13 protein-coding genes are annotated in these 23246 nt (G+C 60.8%); all 13 read left to right on the top strand.

Annotated features, from left to right (window positions below; all coding sequences use genetic code 11):
* Window positions 1-164 precede the first annotated feature (164 nt).
* The 13 genes from OIU19_RS02595 (at window position 165) to OIU19_RS02535 (ending at window position 22978) form a co-directional block, all read left to right on the top strand.
* The gene (locus tag OIU19_RS02595; RefSeq protein ID WP_264233131.1) at window positions 165-2915 is read left to right on the top strand and encodes a type VI secretion system Vgr family protein; all 2751 of its coding nucleotides are present in this window, start codon (window positions 165-167) and stop codon (window positions 2913-2915) included.
* Complete coding sequence (locus OIU19_RS02590; protein WP_264233130.1) at window positions 2905-7587, top strand: RHS repeat-associated core domain-containing protein; 4683 nt, start codon at window positions 2905-2907, stop codon at window positions 7585-7587. Before OIU19_RS02595 ends, OIU19_RS02590 begins: the two co-directional genes overlap by 11 nt.
* A 14-nt stretch (window positions 7588-7601) precedes the next feature.
* Complete coding sequence (locus OIU19_RS02585) at window positions 7602-8219, top strand: hypothetical protein (RefSeq protein ID WP_264233129.1); 618 nt, start codon at window positions 7602-7604, stop codon at window positions 8217-8219.
* 292 nt (window positions 8220-8511) lie between these two features.
* Window positions 8512-9027, top strand: coding sequence for an Imm15 family immunity protein (locus OIU19_RS02580; protein WP_264233128.1), 516 nt, complete (start codon window positions 8512-8514; stop codon window positions 9025-9027).
* Between the two features lie 662 nt (window positions 9028-9689).
* Window positions 9690-10235, top strand: a complete 546-nt coding sequence (locus OIU19_RS02575) for a DUF4304 domain-containing protein (protein ID WP_264233127.1) — start codon at window positions 9690-9692, stop codon at window positions 10233-10235.
* 175 nt (window positions 10236-10410) lie between these two features.
* Complete coding sequence (locus OIU19_RS02570) at window positions 10411-10665, top strand: hypothetical protein (protein WP_264233126.1); 255 nt, start codon at window positions 10411-10413, stop codon at window positions 10663-10665.
* Window positions 10666-11354: 689 nt separating this feature from the next.
* Complete coding sequence (glgA, locus tag OIU19_RS02565) at window positions 11355-12914, top strand: glycogen synthase GlgA (RefSeq protein ID WP_186554827.1); 1560 nt, start codon at window positions 11355-11357, stop codon at window positions 12912-12914.
* 14 nt (window positions 12915-12928) lie between these two features.
* Window positions 12929-14671, top strand: a complete 1743-nt coding sequence (gene treZ / locus OIU19_RS02560) for a malto-oligosyltrehalose trehalohydrolase (RefSeq protein ID WP_264233125.1) — start codon at window positions 12929-12931, stop codon at window positions 14669-14671.
* Window positions 14668-16737, top strand: coding sequence for a 4-alpha-glucanotransferase (gene malQ / locus OIU19_RS02555; protein ID WP_264233124.1), 2070 nt, complete (start codon window positions 14668-14670; stop codon window positions 16735-16737). The genes treZ and malQ overlap by 4 nt, the downstream gene beginning before the upstream one ends.
* On the top strand, window positions 16734-19508 hold the full coding sequence (locus OIU19_RS02550) for a malto-oligosyltrehalose synthase (RefSeq protein ID WP_264233123.1): 2775 nt from the start codon (window positions 16734-16736) through the stop codon (window positions 19506-19508). The genes malQ and OIU19_RS02550 overlap by 4 nt, the downstream gene beginning before the upstream one ends.
* Before the next feature lie 14 nt (window positions 19509-19522).
* Window positions 19523-19810 carry a DUF2934 domain-containing protein gene (locus tag OIU19_RS02545; protein WP_264233122.1) on the top strand — a complete coding sequence of 96 codons (288 nt, stop codon included), beginning with the start codon at window positions 19523-19525 and terminating at the stop codon, window positions 19808-19810.
* A gap of 84 nt (window positions 19811-19894) precedes the next feature.
* Window positions 19895-22048 carry a glycogen debranching protein GlgX gene (gene glgX, locus OIU19_RS02540; RefSeq protein WP_264233121.1) on the top strand — a complete coding sequence of 718 codons (2154 nt, stop codon included), beginning with the start codon at window positions 19895-19897 and terminating at the stop codon, window positions 22046-22048.
* A 135-nt stretch (window positions 22049-22183) separates the two neighbouring features.
* Window positions 22184-22978: an endonuclease/exonuclease/phosphatase family protein gene (locus OIU19_RS02535; RefSeq protein ID WP_264233120.1), complete on the top strand. Its 795-nt coding sequence runs from the start codon at window positions 22184-22186 to the stop codon at window positions 22976-22978.
* Window positions 22979-23246 lie beyond the last annotated feature (268 nt).

Raw genomic sequence — 23246 nt, 5'->3', positions numbered from 1 at the left:
GCGGCAGCCGTCGCGATAGCCGCATTTAGAGAAATTTCCCACGCTCGCATCAGACCGGTCTGCTTTTGACCGAGAAGCGCTTCCTTGCACCATCGAGCCCAAACGGATGCCCTGCCCCTGCGGGGTTCATCCTGGCCCATGGATCGGCGATGCAGGAAGCCCGAATGCCCACACAGCAGGATGTGCGCTTTACCTTCAGTTGCGCGAACGACATCGCCTTCGATGTCGTCAGCTTCACGCTTAGCGAAGCGATCTCCGAGTGCTTTTCGTTGCAGATCGAACTGGTCAGCGACGACCCCGATATCGATTTTGCGCAACTGCTCGACCTGCCCGCCTGCCTGACCGTGTGGAGCCACGGCGAAGCAGTGCGCCATGTGCACGGCATCATCAGCCGCTTCGAGCAAGGCAGCAGCGGTCAGCGGCGCACCCGCTACAGCGCCGAAGTCGTTCCGCAACTGGCCAGCGCCCAGCTGCGCTCGGACTGGCAAGTGTTCCAGCACCGCAGCGTGACGCAGATCCTCGATGAGCAATTGCAGTCGCGCTACCGGCTCAGTGCCGAGCAACGCCTGACGTGCCCCCATCAACCGCGCGAGTACTGCGTCCAAGTGGGCGAGCTGGACCTGGACTTCTATCAACGCCTGGCCGCCGAAGAAGGCCTGCTGTCGGTCTTCCGGCACAGTGCCAGCGCGCATGCATTGATCTACACCGACCGAATCATGACCCTCGGCGCCATCGAAGGCGCGCCAGTGCTCTATCAGCCTAACCCCGGCGGCGACCAGCCGCAGCCGGCACTGCGCCGCTTCAGCTACCGCGAGCAGCTGCGCAGCAGCAGCCAGACCCAGCGCGACTACAGCTTCAAACACCCCCGCTACGACCAGCAGCACAGCGTCCAGGCCCAAGGCCTCGAACAACAGCACCCACGCTATGAACGCTATGACGCACCCGGGCGCTACAAGCGTGATGAAGCCGGCCTGCCCTTCACCCAGACCCGCCTCAAGGCGCTGCGCCGTGATGCGCGCACAGCCACGGTCATTGGCGACGATGCGCGGATTGTCCCCGGCCTTGCCTTCACCCTCACCGGCCATCCACGCGAGAGCCTGAACAGTGGCTGGCGCGCGGTGAGCATGCGGCATGAAGGCGTGCAACACACCAGCCTGGAGGAAGAAGCGGCAGGTGCCGAAGTCGGCACCCGCTACAGCTTCACCGCTGAGCTGATCCCCGACAGCGTCGACTGGAAAGCGCCGCTGCTGGCCAAGCCGCGCATCGACGGGCCACAGATTGCCCATGTGGTTGGCCCGAGCAACGAGGAGATCTTCTGCGACGAGCACGGTCGGGTGCGCTTGCAGTTTCCTTGGGACCGCCAAGGTCGCGAGGATGGCCATAGCTCCTGTTGGGTGCGGGTGGCTCAGCAGTGGGCTGGCGCCGGTTGGGGCCATATGGCGATTCCACGGGTGGGTCAGGAAGTGGTGGTGGCCTTTCTCGATGGCGATGGCGACCAGCCGCTGGTGATTGGCCGCAGCTACCATGCGGTCAACCGGCCGCCGTACAAGTTGCCCGACTTCAAGGCGCTGAGCCCGATCCGCAGCAAGGAGCACAAAGGCCAACGCCACAACGAGCTGCGCCTGGACGACACCGAAGGGCAAATCAGTGCCACGCTGATGAGCGACCACCAGGCCTCGGCCCTGCACCTGGGCTATCTGACCCACCCTCGCCCCCTGGGCGGTCAACCACGCGGCGAGGGTTTCGAGCTACGCAGCGATGGCCACGGCGTGGTACGCGCCGGCGCCGGATTGCTATTGACCACCGAGCCCCGGCGCAATGCCTGCGAGCACCAGACCGACCTGGCCGAAACCGCCGAACGCCTGGGCGTTGCCCAGCAGTACCACGAAACGTTCTACGCCCTCGCACGTGATCACCTGGCCCAAGAGGCAGGCGATCAGGATGACGTCGCCAAGGCCCTGCACGACCAGCATCAGGCCATCAAAGGCAGTGGTGCCCGCACCGAACTGGGCACCCCGCAACTGGTCATGGCCAGCCCGGCCGGCATCGCCACCTCAACGCCTGGGTCCACCCACATTGCCAGCGGCGAACACCTGGCCTTGAGCAGTGGCGGCCACACCAGCCTGGCCATCGGCAAGCGCCTGCTGGTCAGTGCCAGCCGGGGGATGCGCAGCTTCGTGCAGAGCCTTGGTTGGCGCCTGGTCGCCGCCTCCGGCGACATCGATATCCGCGCCCTGAAAGACAACATCAACCTGCTAGCCAAGCTCAAGGTCAGCGTCACGGCCGAGCGCATCACCCTCAGTGCCAAGGAAGAGCTGGTGATCCAGGCCGCCGGCAGCAGCAGCACCTACAACGCTGGCGGCATCAGCCACGCCACCAGTGGGGTGTATAGCGCCCATGCCAGCGACTTCGTGTACCAGGGCGCGAAGAGTGAGGCGGCGGCGTTTCCTGAGGAACTCACGACGGGCAAAGGGAATTTGCAATTGTTCAGCCACTACGCCAGTCGCGAGGCACTAAGCAACAGCAGCTACAGCGTCGAAGACGCCCTAGGAAAGGTGTTCAGCGGCACGCTCGATGGCAAGGGACACGCGCTTGTCGCAGGCCTGAGTCAAGGTCCAACCAAAGTTGACTTCGGCAAAGACCCGGCCGACCCCTGGGTGCCCGCTAGTTACTTTGGCGAGCAACATTGGCCAGCCACAAACGAGGCGGCAGCGAACACCATCAGTACTCAGCTCAACCAGATGGTGGCGCAAACGCTCACCGGCAGCGTCCCTGTTCCGGCTCTGACGCAGCCAGCATCGGACCTGGCCAACCAGCTCCTAAACCACTCCGCCCATAGATTTACCCCCAGCAAAACCATGCTCTCACGGGCCTTGACGCCATCGGCCAGCGAGGTGACCCAGCATGTCAGCTGAGCGCGATGAAACCCAAGCCGTTCGTGAAGCCCAGGACGCCATCGCCCCCCTCAATACCCTGGTCGAAGAGGACATCGGCAAGGGCCTGGCCACCATCAACAACTGGCTGCAAGGGATCCATGAAAGCCTGTCGCTGAGCAAGATCAAGGACTTCGCCAGCTTCGTCCCCGCTGTCGGCAACATCATCGCCCTGGTCGATGCCATCGGCGACATCATTCATCTGCTCAAGACCCAATCGCGCAACGTGCCGGACTGGCTCAGCCTGGGGGTCAACCTGATCGGCGTGGTGCCCTTGCCACCGACCATGGCGGCCGCCCGCATGACCCTGCGCCCGGTGATCTTCCTCACCCGGCAGAAACTGCGCCACAACCCCGCCGGCAACATTGCCGACTCGGTAATCACCATCATCATCGATCACGTCAACGAGTCGCTCAAAGGCGAGATCGAAACCTTCATTGAACGGGGCAAGGAGGAGCTCCCCGCGATTCTGACCCACGCCGGCAATACCGGGCATACGGCCCTGATGACGATGGCCGACATGCTCCACCGATTCGCCACCGGCACCCTCGACACCCGCGCGGCAAGCCAGCAACTAAAAACCAACGCCAGCCGCCTGATGCTCCGCGATCCCACCACCACGGTGTCGCTCTTCAGCTACCTGGCTGATCACAGCGTCAAGCTGGCCAAGGTCGGCGCCAGCGCAGCAGAGCTCAGCCTAACCCACCTCAGCAACAGCGTCGGTGCGCTAGCCTCCGGCGTGCTGCTGCCACTGGTCACACCGCATATCAAGCTCCTCACATGGGCCGCTGAAACCATTCGCAGCAACCTTCACGCCTTGGCCAACCCGACCCTGCAACACAGTATCGGCTGGCTGCTCGACAGCCTGCATAGCGCCGTACTGCGTCGACGCGGTGGTCGCACGCGTCAGGCCAACATCACCGCCAATGGCGCCGTCGCCCGGCACCAGGGCAACAAAGGCAGCGTCGAACGCATCGGCAGCCAGGCGCCAACCCGGGCCAACCCCAACTGCAGCAAAAATCGCACCTGCGGCGGTACACAAAACAGCATCAGCTACGCACTGGGCACCGAGTCGCTGTCTCATACCGACTTCAGCCTGCCTGGGCCGTTTCCGATTACCTGGACGCGCACCTACTGCTCCAACCTCGACGCCTATGACCAGGCTGAGCTCGGTGCCCGCTGGATCAGCCCCTTCAGCGTACGCCTGGACATCACGGCCAAGGGCGTGAGCTACCACGCTGCCGATGGCCGCAGCCATGCCTATCCGCTGCCCAAACCCGGCAAGTTTCACCATGACCCCATCGAGGGCATGACGCTCATTCGCAGCGCCCAAGACATGCTGATCCTCGCCCGCGGCTATGAGCGCCACGAGCACTTCCAGCGGGTCGGTCAACAATTCCGCCTGAGCACCATCACCCTTCGCGGCGGCGCTCGGATTGCCCTGCACTACGAGCATCAGGTGGCGGGCAGGCAGGTGCTGTCAGACCTGCTGACCTACCAGAACGAGGTGCAGCACCAGCATCTGGCCACCGAGCTTGACGAGCAAGGTCGGATCAGTGCGCTGTGGCAGGTGCGCAACGGCCAGCCACAACGCCAGCTGGCCGCCTATCGCTACGACGAGCACGGCGATCTGCTCCAGGCCCAGGATGAGCATCAGGCAGCCTGGAGCTACCAGTATCAGGATCACCTGATCACTCGTTACAGCGATCGCACCGGGCGCGGCATCAACCTGCAATGGCAAGGCACCGGGCCGCAGGCCAAGGCCGTGCGCGAATGGGCCGACGACGGCAGCTTCGACACCCGCCTGGAGTGGGACCCGAACATCCGCCTCACCTACGTCACCGATGCCCTGGGGCACGAGACTTGGCATTACTGCGACATTCTTGGCTACACCTATCGGATCGTGTACCCCGACGGCAGCGAAGAGTGGTTGTTCCGCGATGCGGCCAAGAACGTGGTGCGCCATGTGCACGCCGATGGCAGCACCGACCTCTTCGCCTACGACGACCGCAGCAACCTGCTGCAACATACCCGCGCCGACGGCAGCTGCGTGCACTACGCCTACGACGACCACGACCAGTTGCTCAAGACCCGCGACGCCGAAGGCGGCCTGTGGCGGCGGGACTACGACCAGCGCGGCAACCTCATCGAAACCATCGACCCGCTGGAGAACACCACCCAGTACCGCTACAACAGCGACAACCTGCCCATCGCCGTAGTCGATGCCAATGGCAACGAAAAAACCCTCGCCTACACCGCCGACGGCCTGCTCAGCCAATACACCGACTGCTCCGGCCACACCCGCCACTGGCACTACGACCCCTGCGGCCAGCTGATCCGCTACACCGACGCCCTCGGCCAAGTCACCGAGTACGCCTACGAAGCCGGCCAACTGGCCCGCCTCACCCACCCCGACCAAAGCGTCGAGCAGTTCGAGCGCGACGCCGAAGGCCGCTTGCTCAGCCATACCGACGCGCTGCAGCGGCGCACCTGCTGGGCCTACAACGTCGCCGGCCTGATCGCCACGCGCACCGACGCCCAGGGGCACACCCTCGACTACCGCTGGGACCGCCTCGGCCGCCTGCTCGAGCTGCGCAACGAAAACCACAGCAGCGCCCGCTTCAGCTACGACAGCATGGGCCGCCTGCTGAGCGAGACCGGCTTCGACGGTAAACGCCGCAGCTACCATTACCACGCCGAAAGCGGCGTGCTCGCCCAGCAGCTGGACGAAGACCGGATCATCGAGTTCGCCTTCGACCCGCTCGGCCGCCTCAGCCAACGCCACGCCGGCCACCGCCATGGCCAGCACTGGCAAAGCGAAGCCTTCCACTACGACGGCAACGGCCAGCTGCTCATGGCCGAGAACAGCCAGAGCAAGCTGCAGTGGTTCTACGACCGGGCCGGCAACCTCACCCGCGAGCACCAGTACTACCGCTTTCTCGACACCCCCAGCGTGGCCATCTGGCAGCACGAGTACGACGCCCTCAACCAACGCTGTGCCACCACCCGCCCGGATGGCCACCGGGTCAGCTGGCTGACCTACGGCAGCGGCCACCTGCTGGCGATCAAGCTCGATGACGCCGAGCTGCTCAGCTACCAGCGCGACGCCCTGCACCGGGAAATCGGCCGCGTGCAAGGCAACGGCCTGCAGCAACGCCAACAATGGACGGCCAACGGCTACCTGCACACACAAAGCCTCACCCGGCCCGGCAGCAACGACTACCTGCGCAAGCGCCAGCACCACTACGACCCCGCCGGCCAACTGACCACCATCGACGACAGCAACCGCGGCACGCTCAGCTACCGCTACGACCCGCTCAACCGCCTGCTCGGCGCACACAGCCGGCTAGGCGCGGAAACCTTCGCCTTCGACCCCGCCAGCAACCTGCTCGACCCCAGCGAAGCGCCCCAGGCCAACGGCCTCAGACGCAGCCGGCAGATGGACAACCTGCTGCACCAGTACCTGGGCAACCACTACCGCTACGACCCCCGCGGCAACCTCAGCGAGCGCTGGCTGGACGGCCAGCACGGCCGCTTCACCTGGGACCTGTACGACCGCCTGGTGGGCTACGAAGATGCCCGGCTCAAGGTCAACTACGGCTACGACGCCCTCGGCCGGCGCCTCTACAAGCAATCGGCCGCCAAGTACCAAGACCGCGCGCAGGCCGGCCCGCTGTGGAACCGTAAGCAACGCCTGGACCTCGATGAGCGCTACGGCTGCAAGAGCAGCATCTATGGCTGGGACGGCGACCACCTGGCGTTTGAAAGCACCTACCACCCGCGCGGCGAACGCACCACCCACTATCTCTACGAACCAGGCACCTTCGTGCCGCTGGTGCAGGCCTCGTACGAGCAACAAATCGCCCTGCTGCCCGAGCCCAGTTATGACGGGCCGTATGACATCGATCAGGATCCGGTCTGGCAACACCAGCCACAGGCACCGGCCTTCAAAGCGCTGGACTGGTACCAATGCGACCACCTAGGAACCCCGCTGGAGCTGACCGATCAGCACGGCGAGATGGTCTGGCGGGCGGACTACCACGCCTGGGGGCAAGCCCAGGTGAGGCTGAGCGAGGCGGCGCAGCGCAGGAAACTCGACACTGCGCTACGGTTTCAGGGGCAGTACCTGGATGTGGAGACCGGACTGCATTACAACCGGTACCGGTACTATGATCCGCAGGTGGGGCGGTTTGTTTCGGCGGATCCAATTGGGTATGCCGGGGGGTTGAATCTTTATCAATATGCGCCGAATCCAATTGGATGGATAGACTCTCTAGGACTGTCTAACTACCAAGTAAAATCCAATACTGCAGGTGGTGATGTATTAGGTCGAGGTGTTCATGTCAATGTGTTTGGCCCAGGTTTACCAAAATCGTCCGGTGGCCATATAGAGCTGAAGCCCAGTCAATCAGGCTCAAACATAGAATTCAAACCAATTGATCCTGCAACCAGAAAGCTTACTAACTCACAGTGGGAAAAGGCTTGCAAATGTGTGACAAACTTCCTTGACGACCCAAGAAAAGTTGAACAACTGGCAAAGTCAGCAGAGGCAGGACTTAATGCGAATCCTAATTCACATCGTGCTCCAGAACTGAAACAAATCCGCGTAATTCTACAACGACATCATGATTTAAAAACCAACCCAAGTCGCTGACAGAGAGAATTAAAATGCCTGTAGCCCCGCTCAACGAGATATTCAGCACCTACCTAGATGGAGCCTCACTGGACAACCCTGGCATCATAGACCTACCGAGCTTCTCCAAGGCAGCACTGAACGAATCCAACTATTTATTAGTGGGCTCAAAAAATGACCTTCATTTTTACGAAAAAGAGCTAAAAACCGACTATAAAAATAAAACAATAAGCATCCAAAATAAAATTTACTACTACCTAGACAAACTAATGTTTGTTGGATTGCAAATCGAACCAGCAATACGAGTCACCACTCTAATCAAAAAACATAACAAGAACATCAAGGGCAACGGCATAATCAAAAATATAGAACTTTACCTCACTCACGACCTCAAAGATGGAGCGATCATATTTAATCACAACACCATATGCAGATTCAGCCAATGGACCAGCAAAGGCGCATACCTTGCAACGACAATAGAAAGCATTACAAACACACAAGATAAGCTTAAAAATATCTCGCTCAATCAAATTAAAAAAACAATGAACCCCTACAGCGCCACCACTCACACAACTTCTTCACCACTCCGTCGCACGCCAGCAATCCATCGGCTGACAAGTACAATTAGGAGCATCGATGCAACCAAAACATAGAACACCAAAAATTTGAAGGCGACATGTATAACTCACCATGCCCATAAAGAAAATAAACATAGAAGAATTCAAGCTCATATTGATCAGGTTCACCCCTACTTGCTGACTAGAACAGCACCTGCACAACCCAGCCTTTTATAACCGCACCCAAACCGCAGTACTATAAATCGAGATAGGCGAGTTGCATCAGCGGAACTCATTTACCACATAGACGGCTTAACTATTTGTACCTACACATAAAAATGCAAAGCACTCCAAATACCTGCCCCCTTTAAGCCGATGGAGTATAAAAATGAACCTGATACGATTCTACGAAAAAATAATTGCCAAAGAGGCATACAGAAATCTCGAAATATTTTTTTGCGAAATCGATAGCTTTGAAGAGATCCCATTAATATCGAGAGACAGCAGGCTTGCAAAGCTGCAAAAAATGCTCAAACAGGACGATGCATCTGAATTCTTACTAGGGCTTGCCTATTGTCTCCTCAATACAATTCGCTTGATTGGCCGCTCTAAGAACATCAAATACGGACTGCTTGCAATCACATACGTAGATTTTGATGAGCGTGAATACGGCCCTGCACTCAGACCCCACTTATTTTTCTACCCTGACGAACCAGGCCAGAAGCTCTATGACACCCTGCTGAAAAAACAGCCACCAAATGATTCAACAGAAATGCTACACATTAAAAGCACGTTTAAATCTTGCAATCTTTTAGAGCAATTTGTTTTTATTGAAAGCCGATGGTTTGACGAGGCGTGCAAGGAAGAACTGATCCGAATATTTGCCATACCAAAACAACCTTAAACACCTAACAGTGTAGCCCGGACAGTCACTCCACATTGACTTATAATTCCACTCAGAGAAAGCCGAAATCAATGACTTTATATTGACTAAAGGAAATATATCATGAAACGTAGATGCAGCCCTGCACAACACCCCCCTAATAAATAGAGCTCACCAAACCGAGTGACTCTTTAATCACAGGACGAGCATTAGCTCACACATCAATGATAAAAGACTACTTAAGCAACCCCGAAACATACGACCGACTTGAAGAGTACCTGATTACCACCTTCAAGAATTCATTAGCAAACGAAGCAATGCAATCAGAAAAATTTATAACACCACATTATATAGACATCTGCGTTGACGGAACGCGTCTACGGGATGCAAACCCGATATTTTCGGTGCGCAACACCGATACCGGAAACATTTTACGAATAGTAATTTCACAGACCGCAAAGGGATACTCAGTGATCCACAACGACATTGAGGGCTTTGACGAACTCTGTTTAATAATTCAACTCCGAAATTTAAGTCGAGCAATCAAACAAACCCTCAAATGGGCTAAATCTCAATCAAAATGATCTAACAGCCAATACAATAGGGATACTAATTTTCATCACAAAGACTGTGCAACCTGTGCACAATTCTGCGCAGGCAAACTTAATCAATTAAGCCATCGGGTGCAACCGCATGCCGTTCAACGGAACGGCGCGGATATTTATGCAGACTTCCCTAAACTGAAACTGGAAGCACACATCACCAAACGTTTAACAACGAATACGATTTTCGATTCGATCGCATTGCATCTTGGCTTCCATGGGGATGGAGCCACTCGCTTCATTGAGGAAACCGGCTATTACTTACTAATAAATTATCAAAAATCAGTATACAACAACACATTCTATATAAATATTGGAATTATCTATAAAGAACTATTAAGCACCCCACTTAGCGCACTAGACTTAAATGGAGCTTTTAAGGTAAAGAACCCCACCACTGTAGTTCATGTTGACTTCAGACTTGACGACCTCCCTGGAGCTTCACAGAATCTACAGGAAACATTAGATTCACTGATCAAGCAGAACGACCTCAAACGCATCACCCATGTTTTAACTGAGAATCTAATTAAACCTTTAAGCTTTATGCACAAAAACCATGCTCGCAGCACTATAAAATCCCTAAGAGATCAAAAGAAGCTCAACGCAATGATACTGAAGGAGGTTTGAAGCAAGCTTGGCCACCGAATTCCTCAGAACAACGCACGACTTTGACTTATTTCTGCTCAGCCACTTAAGTCTAGCGATCGATAACAACGTCAAATGGCCGCCCTAACCTAAGCGAATGTTTTACATAGCTTAACCACGCATAACCGCAAAGCAACAACTACGGACTGCCAAACAAATGAGCGAAGAAAAAAACAAATCGAGAATCGCCAGAGAAATTCTAGAGCACTTACACGCAAGCACCTATCTCCCAGACCAGATGGCTCTATTTGTATATCTACTATGGCTGGATGATAAAATATATCTTTACGACGACGAGAAATTTTGCGAAATCATCAGAGACCTACGAAGCATGGATGCCGGAGATGAATTCACTTACACAAAAGAAGAGATCATAGAAATGCTCACCCCCTACGTCATACCCATCACATGAAAAAAATCCTTGCGCCTGCTGTCGCCGGTCAAGTCAAAGCGCAGTGAAGGGTTTCGCTTTGTCAATGCTCGTTAGGACGTCGGCCCGGCTGAAGCACTGTGCCGGCCTCATCGCGGGCAAGCCCGCTCCTACAAAATTGCCGCCAGCGCTATGAGGGGCATGACGCTGTGGGCCAAGAACAGGGCTATGACACCGCAAGCAACGCCCCAAAATGGTGCGTCACCGCTTTCACGCCTCACCATAGCGCAACTGAAAACCACCACCGCCCCACCGTTGTGCCAATTAAAAATACCCCTCTCCCACTCCATTCACATCCTGCAACAGACGCCAACGTTTGCGTCTATCTCGGCTCATAACGTAAGTGACCAACGGGTCACATTTTTATCCCCGGCTCTCCTACACTCTGGTTTCGGCCCGCCATTTGCTCAGAAAAAACCGAGCTAAAAAAAGTCGAACTTTCCTAAACAGCGGTGGGTCAGGAACTAAGTAGGCCAGCGCAACGGGACCTCCCCAGCCTCGGCCATCCACCCCAATCAGTCTCACCGCCATCGGCAGGAATGCTGATCGCGCAGTGCGTGCGCGCACGACCTCGGGGCAAGGACTGCACTACCAAGATTCGCACTAGAGAGAACCAACACGAAATAACGCAACGGGTGCCTGCCACCCGGCCAATAGGGACGGAGAGAAGTATGATCAGTGCCGCTGTCGAGCCTCACGTAGATTCATTCAACCCGGACAACCGCGAGCCGCTCCAGCCGGATTTCGCCACGACAGCCAAGGCACCGGGCGCCCAGCGCCAACACAATCCGAACAAGCGCAAAGTGCTGTTCGTCACCTCGGAAATCGCTGACCTGGTCAAGACCGGCGGGTTGGGCGACGTCTCCTCTGCACTGCCGCGGGCGCTGGCCCATCTGCACGATGTCCGCGTGCTGATCCCAGGCTATCCGCAGGTAGTAGACAGTGACAATCCGATCCATATCGTTGGCGAACTGGGTGGCCACGCCGCCTTGCCGCCCTGCAAGCTGGGCCGGATGGACTTGGCCGACGGCTTGGTCATCTATGTACTGATCTGCCCCGAGCTGTACCAGCGCGAGGGCACTCCCTATGGCGCCAACAATGGCCGCGACTGGCCCGACAATCATATCCGCTTCGCCCGCCTGGGCCTGGCTGCCGCCGAGATCGCGGCCGGTGAAGGCATGGCGCACTGGAAGCCGGACCTGGTCCACGCCCATGACTGGCCAGCAGGCTTGGCACCGGCCTATATGCACTGGCGCGGGCTGAGCACGCCGACACTGTTCACCATTCACAACCTGGCGTACCAGGGTGTCTACAGCCGTGGCTGCAGCCCGGAGCTGGCGATCCCTGACCACGCCATGCAGCAAGAGGGCATGGAGTTTTACGGCAAGTTGTCGTTCCTCAAGGCGGGCCTGGCCTACTCCAGCCACATCACCACCGTGAGTGCCACCTACGCCAAGGAAATCACCACGCCAGAATTTGGCTGTGGGCTGGATGGTTTTCTCGCCAGCAAGGCCTATCAAGGGCTGCTCAGCGGCATCCCCAATGGCATCGACGAAAGCTGGGACTCGGCCACCGACCGCCACCTGCAGCACAACTTCAGTATCAACGACTGGGACGGCAAGGCGCGTAACGCCGAGGAAGTGCGCAAGCTGTTCGAGTTGGAGCCCTCCGAAGGCCCGCTGTTCGCCGTGGTCTCGCGCCTGGTCTACCAAAAAGGGCTGGACCTGACCCTGGGTGTGGCCGATTTCATCGTCGAGCAAGGTGGGCAGATCGCGATCATCGGCCGTGGCGAGCCGGAAGAAGAACAGGCCATGCGTGAGCTGGCCTTGCGTCACCCAGGGCGGATCGGCGTGCGCATCGGCTTCAACGAGACCGATGCCCGGCGCATGTTCGCCGGCAGCGATTTTCTGCTGATGCCGTCGCGCTACGAGCCCTGCGGCTTGAGCCAAATGTATGCGCAGCGCTTCGGCTCGCTGCCGGTGGCGCGTAATACCGGCGGGCTGGCCGACACCATTGAAAATGGCGTGACGGGTTTTCTGTTCGACGAGTCGACCGTGGACAGCTACCGCGAGGCGCTAAGCCGGGCTTTCTATATCTATGCCAAGAAGGACTTGCTGCACGCCATGCGTTGCCTGTCGATGACCCAGCCGTTCAACTGGTGCCAGGCGGTCGAGCCCTATGCGCACCTGTATGAAGAGCTGGTCAAGCAGGTTCAGTTCAGCCGCTACTGATCGAGGTGTCGAAGATGCACAGGCATGGCGCACATTTACTGGACGCCACGTCGGCGCGCTTCGCCCTTTGGGCGCCGGATGCGCGCAACGTGAGCTTGCAGTTGGACCAACAACCGGCGATTGCCTTGCAGGCCGAAGGCGATGGCTGGTTCAGCGGCATTGCCCCGGCCCAGGCAGGCAGCCGCTATCGCTACCGCATCAATGATGAGCTGGAAGTCGCCGACCCGGCTTCGCGCTATCAGCCCGAAGGGGTGCATGGCCCGAGCCAGGTGGTCGACCTGGCCCGTTATCCGTGGCTGCACCCCTGGCAAGGCCGGCCCTGGCACGAGGCGGTGATCCAGGAGCTGCACGTGGGCTTGGCCGACGGCTATGCCGGGGTTGCAGGGCAATTGCCACGCCTGGCCGAGTTGGGTATCACGGCGATCGAGCTGATGCCGCTGGGGCAGTTTCCCGGAGAGCGCAACTGGGGCTATGACGGCGTGCTGCCGTTTGCCCCCCAGCACAGTTATGGCAGCCCGCAGCAGTTGTGTGCCCTCGTCGATCAGGCGCATGGGCTTGGGCTGATGGTGATGGTCGATGTGGTCTACAACCACTTCGGCCCCGATGGCAATTTCCTGCATGAATACGCCAGCCCGTTCTTTCGCCAAGATCGGCAGACGCCGTGGGGCGCAGCCATCGACTTTCGCCGCCCTGAAGTGCGCGAGTACTTCATTCAGAACGCGCTGATGTGGCTGTGTGACTATCGCGTCGATGGCCTGCGCCTGGATGCCGTACATGCCATCGACCAACCTGATTTCTTGATTGAACTGGCGCACAGAGTGCGCGCTGCAGTCGAGCCCGGTCGCCACGTGTGGCTGGTGCTGGAAAACGAACACAACCAGGCAAGCCTGCTCGAACAAGGCTTCGACGCCCAGTGGAACGACGACGGCCATAACGCCTTGCACGTCCTGCTGACTGGCGAAACCGAAGGCTACTACCAAGATTACCAAGACCGCCCCATCGAAAAACTCGCCCGCTGCCTGAGCGAAGGGTTCGTGTTCCAGGGCCAGCCCAATCGCCACGGCACCCCTCGCGGCGAACCCAGTGCGCATTTGCAGCCGAGCAAGTTCGTGCTGTTTTTGCAGAACCACGACCAGATCGGCAACCGCGCCTTGGGCGAGCGCCTCACCCGGCTCTGCTCACCGCAGGCGCTGCGCGCCGCCACTGGGCTGTTGTTGCTGTCGCCGATGATCCCGCTGCTGTTCATGGGTGACGACGACGGCAGCTGCAAACCTTTCCTGTTCTTCACTGATTTTCACGACGAGTTGGCCGACGCGGTGCGTGAAGGCCGGCGCGGCGAGTTCGCCCATTTTGCCGCGTTCGCCGACCCCGACCAGCGCGAGCAGATCCCCGACCCAAATGCCGCCGACACCTTCCAGGCCTCTCGGCTCCAGCGCCAGGAGGTCCTGGCTGGCTGGCACGGCCTGTATCAGCAATTGCTCGAACTACGCCGCTTGCACGTCTCGCCGCATTTGCCCGGTAGCCAGGCACTTGGTGCCGAGGTGCTCGGCGACAAGGCGCTCAGCGCGCGCTGGCGCCTGGGCAATGGCCAGCAGCTGCGCATCGACCTCAACCTGGGCGCTACGCCGCAGCCGGTCAAGCTGCCGCCTGCCGCGCAGCGTCTGTTCGACAGCAGCGATAACGCCCACCCCGATTCCACCCTGGCCGCGCACAGTTGCGTGGTCAGCCTGCTTGCCCCTGCCCTGGAGCCTACATGAGCGAATTGCCGTTGCACCGTCTGGCCGCCCGTGTGGGAGTGGCCCGTGACTGGATCGATGCCAACAACCGCCCGCAGCAGGTCAGCGACCCGGTACTGCGCCAAGTCCTCGCCGGGCTTGGCCACCCGGCAACCGATGACGCGGCCATCGCGGCCAGCCTGCAAAGCCTGGATCAAGCCGAAGACAGCGAGCACCTGCCGCCGCTACTGACCGTCGATATCGACCAACCGTTGCCGCTGGCGCGTTACTTTTCTGCCGGCAGCCCGGTGCGTTGTGTGCTGGAAAACGGCGACCCTGTGGAGCTGAACCTCGACGAACAGGCGCAACTGCCTGGCAAGCTGCCCATCGGCTATCACCAGCTGGATATCGATGGCCGCAGCTTCAGCGTGGCGGTAGCGCCCCTGCGTTGCCATGCCTTGCACGATGCCGTTCAAGAGCCACCGCCGCGTTGCTGGGGCCTGTCGGTGCAGCTGTACAGCCTGCGCCGCCCGGGTGACGGCGGCTATGGCGACTGCCTGGCCCTGGAGCAATTGGCCCGCAGTGCGGCCGAGCGTGGCGCCGATGCCTTGGCGATCAGCCCGATCCACGCGTTGTCTGGCGCCGACCAGCGCCACTACAGCCCCTACTCCCCGTCCAGCCGGCTGCTGCTCAACAGCCTCTACGCCAGCCCCGCGGCGCTGCTCGGCGAGCGCACCGTGCGCCTGGCCATCGAGGCCTGCGAGCTGCAACCCACGCTCGATGAGCTCGAGCGCCAGTCGTTGGTCGACTGGCCACGCGCTGCCGACGCCCAACAGCGTCTGCTCAAGGCGCTGTACAAGGATTTCAGCCAGGGCAATCACCCGCTGCGCGAAGACTTCGACAGTTTTCGCCAAGCCGGTGGCCAAGCCCTGGAGCATCATTGCCGCTTCGAGGTGCTGCAAGCCGAAGCCATGGAGCGCGGCCTGGGTGCCGACTGGCGCAACTGGCCGGCCGCCTGGCACGACCCATATCACCCCGAGGTGGAAGCCTTCGCCAGCGCCCATCCATCCTGGGTGGAGTATCACGCGTTCTGCCAATGGCTGACTGAGCGCGGCCTGCAACGCGCCCAGGAAGCAGCGCGCGGCAACGGCATGGCAGTCGGGCTGATCGCCGACCTGGCGGTGGGTGCCGATGGTGCTGGCAGCCAAGGCTGGAGCCGCCAGGACGAGCTGCTATCTGAGCTGACGGTCGGCGCCCCGCCAGATATCCTCAACCGCTCCGGCCAGGACTGGGGCATCAGCGCGTTCTCACCTGAAGGGCTCAAGCGCAACGGCTACCGCGCCTTCATCGAAATGCTGCGCGCCAATCTGGCCCATGCCGGGGGCCTGCGCATCGACCATGTGATGGGCCTGCGCCGGCTGTGGTTGATCCCCCGTGGTGCCAAGCCCAGCGAGGGCGCCTACCTCAATTTCCCCCTGGATGATCTGCTGCGTTTGCTGACCCTCGAGTCGGTGCGCCACCAGGCGGTGATCCTTGGCGAGGACCTCGGCACGGTGCCAGAAGGCCTGCGCGAAGTGCTCGCCGACAAGGCCATACTGGGCATGCGCGTGCTGCCCTTCGAGCAGACCTCGACCGGCCATTTCAAGCCCATTCTCGACTGGCCCGACAACGCCCTGGCCACCACCGGCACCCACGACCTGGCGCCGCTGGCCGGTTGGCTGCAAAGCCGCGATATCGACTGGTATCACCGCCTGCACTTGATCGATGCGCCTGCCGAACTGCACTGGCGCCATGACCGGCAAAAGGAGCGCGAGGGGCTGCGCCGCCTGCTGGAAGCCAACTATGGCCCGCTCAAATCCGATGACGAGCTGATCGATGCGGCCATCCGCTACGTCGGCCATACCCGCGCGCCGCTGGTGCTGATCCCGCTGGAGGACCTGCTGGGCAGCGACGAGCAAGCCAACCTGCCCGGCACCACCGAAGGCCACCCCAATTGGCGTCGCCGTTTCGCCCTGCCGGTACGCGACCTGCTCGACGATGAAGACGCCGCACGGCGCCTGGAGCTGCTGGCCCAGGCCCGAGAACAAGCCTGGGAGCGTGACCGATGAAACCCTTGACCGCCACCGTGCGGCTGCAATTTCACAGCGACTTCACCCTGGATGACGCGGTGCCGCTGGTGCCGTACTTCGCCCGTTTGGGCATCAGCCACCTCTACGCCTCACCGATCCTCAAGGCCCGCGCCGGCTCGCGGCATGGCTACGATGTGGTCGACCCGACCCGGGTCAACCCGGAGCTGGGCGGCGAAGCCGCGCTGCTGCGCTTGGTCGGTGCATTGCGTCAGCACAGCATGGGGCTGATCCTCGACACGGTGTCCAACCACATGGCCGTGGGCGGCGCCGACAACCCTTGGTGGCAGAGCCTGCTGGCCTGGGGGCGACGCAGCCCCTATGCCGAGTTCTTCGACATTCAATGGCACTCCAGCGACCCGCTGCTGGCCGGCCAATTGCTGTTGCCGTTTCTCGGCACAGACTATGGCGTGGCCTTGCAACAGGGCGACATCCCGCTGACCTTCGACGCCGATCAAGGGGTACTGGAGGTCGCTCATTACGACCATCGCTTCCCCATTTGCCCGCTGGACTACCCGCGCATCCTGGGGCACAGCCAGCACCCGCAGTTGCGCGAGCTGGCCCAACGCTTCCACAGCCTGCATGAGTCGCCCGCGCCAGTGACCGCTGCCGCGCCCCTGCACGCCGAACTGGCTCGCCTGGTCAACCAAGGCGCTAGCCTGGATGAGGCCCTGGCCGCCTTCGACAGCCGCACCGAAGCGGGCTTCAAGCGCCTGCATCAGCTGCTCGAACGCCAGACCTACCGCCTGGCCAGCTGGCGCACGGCGGCGGACGATATCAACTGGCGGCGCTTTTTCGACATCAACGAGCTGGGCGGCCTGCGGGTCGAGCGCGCGCTGGTGTTCGAAGCGACCCATGCCAAGCTGTTCGAGCTGATCGAGCGCGGTTTGGTCGATGGCCTGCGCATCGACCATATCGACGGCCTGGCCGATCCACGCGGTTACTGTCGCAAGTTGCGCCGGCGCGTCGACAGCCTGTTGGCCACGCGCCCGCTGAACGCTGCGCTTGAGCACTTCCCGATCTACGTGGAGAAGATCCTCGGCGTCGATGAGCACCTGCATCAGGACTGGCTGACCGACGGCACCACCGGCTATGAGTTCATGAACCAGGTGTCGCTGCTCCAGCACGACCCCACTGGTGAAGAGCCGCTGACTGAATTGTGGCGCAGCGTCAGCGAGCGCCCTGACTTCCCTGAAGAAGTCCGCCAGGCGCGCCATCTGGTGCTCAACGCCAGCCTGGCCGGCGACTGCGAGTCGGTGGCCCAGGCGCTGCTGCAAGTGGCGCGCGACGACCTGATGACTCGTGACCTGACCCTGGGTGCGATTCGCCGGGCACTCCAGGCCTTGGTTGAGCATTACCCGGTATACCGCACCTATATCAACGCCATCGGCCGCCCCGCTGAAGACGAAGCGTTTTTCCAGCAGGCCCTGAGCGGCGCCCGGCAAACCTTGAGCGAAGCCGACTGGCCGTTGCTCGACCAACTGCAGCTGTGGCTCGGCGGCCAACCCTGGCGCCGCTTGCCGCCAGGCCGGCCACGCAAGCACCTGCGCCATGCCTGCGTGCGCTTCCAGCAGCTGACCGCGCCGAGTGCGGCCAAGGCTGTGGAAGACACTGCCTTCTACCGCTCGGCCCGATTGCTCTCGCGCAATGATGTGGGCTTTGAGGCCGAGCGCTTCAGCGCCGCGCCCGAGGCGTTTCACACCGAGGCCGAGCGCCGCCTGCGCGACTTCCCCGACAACCTGCTGGCCACCGCCACCCATGACCACAAGCGCGGCGAAGACTGCCGCGCGCGCCTGGCGGTGCTCAGCGAACGTGGGCCTTGGCTGGCCAGCCGGGTCGAGCATTGGCGCGAGTTGGCCGCGCCGCTGCGCAAGGCGCTGGAAGATGGCCCGGCGCCGAGCCCGGCTGATGAAATGATGCTGTTGCAGACGCTGCTGGGCAGCTGGCCGCTGCAGCTTGACCGGCACGATCAAGCCGCCCTTGGCCGCTACGCCGAACGGATTCGCCAGTGGCAGCAGAAGGCCCTGCGCGAAGCCAAATTGCGCAGCGCCTGGAGCGCGCCTAACGAGGCCTATGAAGCAGCGTGCGCGGCCTATATCGATGGCCTGCTGCTTGAGCGCGAGAATGAGCAACTGCGCAATTCACTGGCAGACGCTGCGCAGTCGATTGCCTGCGCCGGCGCGCTCAATGGGCTGGTGCAGTGCCTGCTGCGGATGACTTCGCCGGGGGTGCCCGATCTGTACCAGGGTAATGAGTACTGGGACCTGAGCCTGGTCGACCCGGACAACCGCCGCCCAGTGGACTACGCTGTGAGGCGAGCCAGCCTGGACGACAGCACACCGCTGGCAGCGCTGCTCGAACACTGGCGCGATGGGCGGATCAAGCAGGCGCTGATCGCCCAGGTCCTCGACTGCCGTCAGGCCCACCCAGCGTTATTTCGCCGGGGTGACTACCTGCCGCTGGCCGTGCAGGGCCGGCATGCCGACAAGGTACTGGCGTTTGCCCGCCTGGGCGACGGTGAGCGCGCGATTGTGGTGGTGCCACGTTTGACCTACGCGTTACTGGGCACTAGCCCAACACCGTTGATCCCGGCACAGAACTGGGACGACACCCGGCTGATTCTGCCGTTTGCCTCGTCACCTGCCAATTGGACTGGACTTTTCGCCAGCCGCGCGGTCAGCCCTTCTAGAGAGCTGATGTTGAGCGCTGTGCTGGCTGAATGTCCGGTCAATCTGTTGATACAACAATCTTGAGCATCAGGAGCGTCATGATGAGTGTCGATGAAAAGCGTATTCGCCAATTTGCCTATGAGATCTGGGAGTCCGAGGGCAAGCCTGCCGGGCAAGAGGAGCGCCATTGGGAGATGGCGCGCAAGCTTGCCGAAGCTGAAGCCCTGGCGCCCAAGGCTGCGCCGCGCAAGAAGCCGGCTGCAGCCAAGCCTAAGGTAGCGGCAGAACCCAAGGCTGCGGCCAAGCCCAAGGTGGCCAGCAGCACGGCCGCCAAGCCGGTGGCCGAGAAGAAGCCCCGGGCGGTGAAAAAGCCTAGTGCAGGGTGAGTCTATCCAGACGCCTTAGCCCAGCAATACAGGGGCCGCTGCGCGCCCCTGCCCCCCCCCTCCCCCTGGCCAACGAGGACTGCCATGAGCCCCCGCACCCCGAAGAAAACCCGCTCTGTCGCCCCATCGCGCATTCGTGAAGGCATGCCGTTCCCGCTCGGCGCCACCTGGGACGGCCTGGGAGTCAACTTCGCCCTGTTCTCGGCCAATGCCACCAAAGTCGAGCTGTGCTTGTTCGACTCCACTGGCGAGCATGAGCTCGAACGCATCGAGCTGCCGGAATACACCGATGAGATCTACCACGGCTATCTGCCCGACGCCCACCCAGGCCTGGTCTACGGCTATCGCGTCTACGGCCCCTACGAGCCGGAGAATGGCCATCGCTTCAACCACAACAAGCTACTGATCGATCCCTACGCCAAACAACTGGTCGGCACCCTGAAATGGTCCGAGGCGCTGTTCGGCTACACCATTGGCCATCCCGACGGCGATTTGTCGTTCGATGAGCGTGACAGCGCGCCCTTCGTGCCTAAATGCAAGGTCATCGACCCGGCCTTCACCTGGGGCCGCGACCATCGGGTGCAGGTGCCGTGGGAACGCACCATCCTCTACGAGGCGCACACCCGCGGTATCAGCATGCGCCACCCGGCGGTGCCCGAGGCGTTGCGCGGCACCTTTGCCGGCCTTGCCAACGATGAGCTGCTCAAGCACATCAAGGATCTGGGCGTGTCCTCCATCGAACTGCTGCCGATCCACGCCTTCGTCAACGACCAGCATTTACTCGACAAAGGCCTGAACAACTACTGGGGCTACAACAGCATCGCCTTCTTCGCGCCGCACCCCAAGTACCTGGCCAGCGGCAAGATCGCCGAGTTCAAGGAGATGGTCGCCCACCTGCACGACGCAGGCCTGGAGGTGATCCTCGATGTGGTCTACAACCACACCGCCGAAGGCAACGAGCAAGGCCCGACCCTGTCGATGCGCGGCATCGACAACGCCTCGTACTACCGCCTGATGCCCGATGACAAGCGCTACTACATCAACGACTCCGGCACCGGCAACACCCTCGACCTGAGCCACCCTTGCGTGCTGCAACTGGTCACCGATTCGCTACGCTACTGGGCCGGCGAGATGCGCGTGGATGGCTTTCGCTTCGACCTGGCAACCATCCTGGGCCGCTACCACGATGGCTACAACGAGCGGCACAGCTTCCTCGTCGCCTGCCGCCAAGACCCACTGCTGAGCCAGGTCAAGTTGATCGCCGAACCCTGGGACTGCGGCCCAGGCGGCTATCAGGTGGGCAACTTCGCCCCCGGCTGGGCCGAATGGAACGATCGCTTCCGCGACACCGTGCGCAGCTTCTGGAAGGGTGACGAGGGCCAATTGGCCGACTTCGCCTCACGCATGACGGCCTCAGGCGACATGTTCAACAACCGCGGCCGGCGCCCCTATGCCTCGGTCAACTTCGTCACCGCCCACGACGGCTTCACCCTGCGTGACCTGGTCTCGTACAACGATAAGCACAACGAAGACAACGACGAGAACAATCAGGACGGCACCGACAATAACCTGTCATGGAACTGCGGCGCCGAAGGGCCGACCGACGACCCTGAAATCAACGCCCTGCGCATGCGCCAGATGCGCAACTTCTTCGCCACCCTGCTGCTGGCCCAAGGCACGCCGATGATCGTTGCCGGCGACGAGTTCAGCCGCACCCAGCATGGCAACAACAACGCCTACTGCCAGGACAGTGAGATCGGCTGGATCAACTGGGACCTGGACGAGCAAGGCAGCGAGCTGCTGACCTTCGTCAAGCGCCTGACCCGCTTGCGCCTGACCTACCCGGTGCTGCGCCGTTCACGCTTTTTGGTCGGCGACTACAACGAGGCGATTGGCGTCAAGGATGTCACCTGGCTGGCCCCCGATGGCAGCGAGATGAGCGTGGAGCAATGGCAAGACCCGCACGGGCGTTGCCTGGGCATGCTGATAGATGGCCGCGCGCAAGTCAGCGGGATAGCCCGGCCAGGGTCTGAGGCGACCATGCTGCTGATCGTCAATGCCCACCACGACACCGTGCCGTTCAAACTGCCTGCCGTGCCTGAAGGCGACTACTGGAGCTGCCTGATCGATACCGATCGTCCGCAGTTGCGCAAGCCGCAGCATTTGCCATTCGAAACGATGTTCGAGGCGACTGGCCGCTCGTTGCTGCTGATGGTGCTGCAGCGCGAGGAGGACTGAACCCAGCCGGGCTGATTCGGTCCTAGACAATAGCGTTTGTTGTGTCAGTGGCGCCCTCATCGCAGGGCCTTGTGGGAGCGATGAGGCCGCCACTGGCTCAACCCAAACAGCAGCCAGCCAGGAACAGGAGCCCCCGTGAACCTCGAAGCCGGCAGTCAAGGTTTCGCCTCCGTCAGCCAATCCCCGGCCGTCGACCGCCTCCGGGTCCTGACGGTCAATACCCACAAAGGCTTTACCGCCTTCAATCGGCGCTTCATCTTGCCGGAGCTACGCGAGGCGGTGCGCAGCACCCAAGCCGATATCGTGTTTCTCCAGGAAGTGCTCGGCAGCCACGACCGCCACGCTGCGCGTTACCCCGGCTGGCCACAGACCTCGCAGTACGAGTTTCTCGCCGACAGCATGTGGAGTGACTTCGCCTACGGCCGCAATGCGGTCTACCCCGATGGCCACCACGGCAACGCCCTGCTGTCCAAGTACCCGATCCTGGAGCACCGCAACCTCGACGTGTCGATCACCGGCCCCGAGCGCCGCGGCCTGCTGCATTGCATTCTCGATGTGCCCGGCCAGCGCCCGGTGCATGCCATCTGCGTGCACCTGTCGCTACTCGAGAGCCACCGCCAGCAGCAATTGCAGCTACTGCGCAAACTGCTCGACGCCCTGCCCGCTGACGAGCCGGTGATCATCGCCGGCGACTTCAACGACTGGAAGTTGCGCGGCAACCGCACCCTGGGCCTTGCGCGCGACCTGCATGAAGCGTTCGAGCGCCACCATGGCCTGCTCGCCCGAACGTATCCGGCGCGCTTGCCATTACTGCGCCTGGACCGGATCTACCTGCGCAATGCCCAGAGCCATGCCCCGCAAATTCTCGCCCACAAGCCTTGGACGCACCTGTCGGACCACCTGCCACTGGCAGTGGAAGTGCGTCTGTAGCAATGATTCGGCATAGCCGCACAACGGCAAATAGCGAACGTGGCTATGGGCAATTGGTTTGTCCATTAATTCAATGAGTTAACTCCACTTACAGACCTCGAACAGATCCTTCACGTTTTCTTGACGCAAGCCTTGTCCTCTCCTTAGCTGAACTTAATACCAGACGTAAAAAATTTGCGCCGGGCCTCTAGCTCGCGCCTTCGTGCGCGCTCGAACAGGCTGGCGTGCTGGTTTGGGTCGCCCTCTGTTTTGTCGTACAGCTCGTGAC

It is taken from the genome of Pseudomonas sp. BT-42-2, assembly GCF_025847435.2.
GTDB classification, from domain to species: domain Bacteria; phylum Pseudomonadota; class Gammaproteobacteria; order Pseudomonadales; family Pseudomonadaceae; genus Aquipseudomonas; species Aquipseudomonas urmiensis.
Note: the sequence above shows the minus strand (reverse complement) of the source record. Positions and strands in the feature narration are given on the sequence as shown.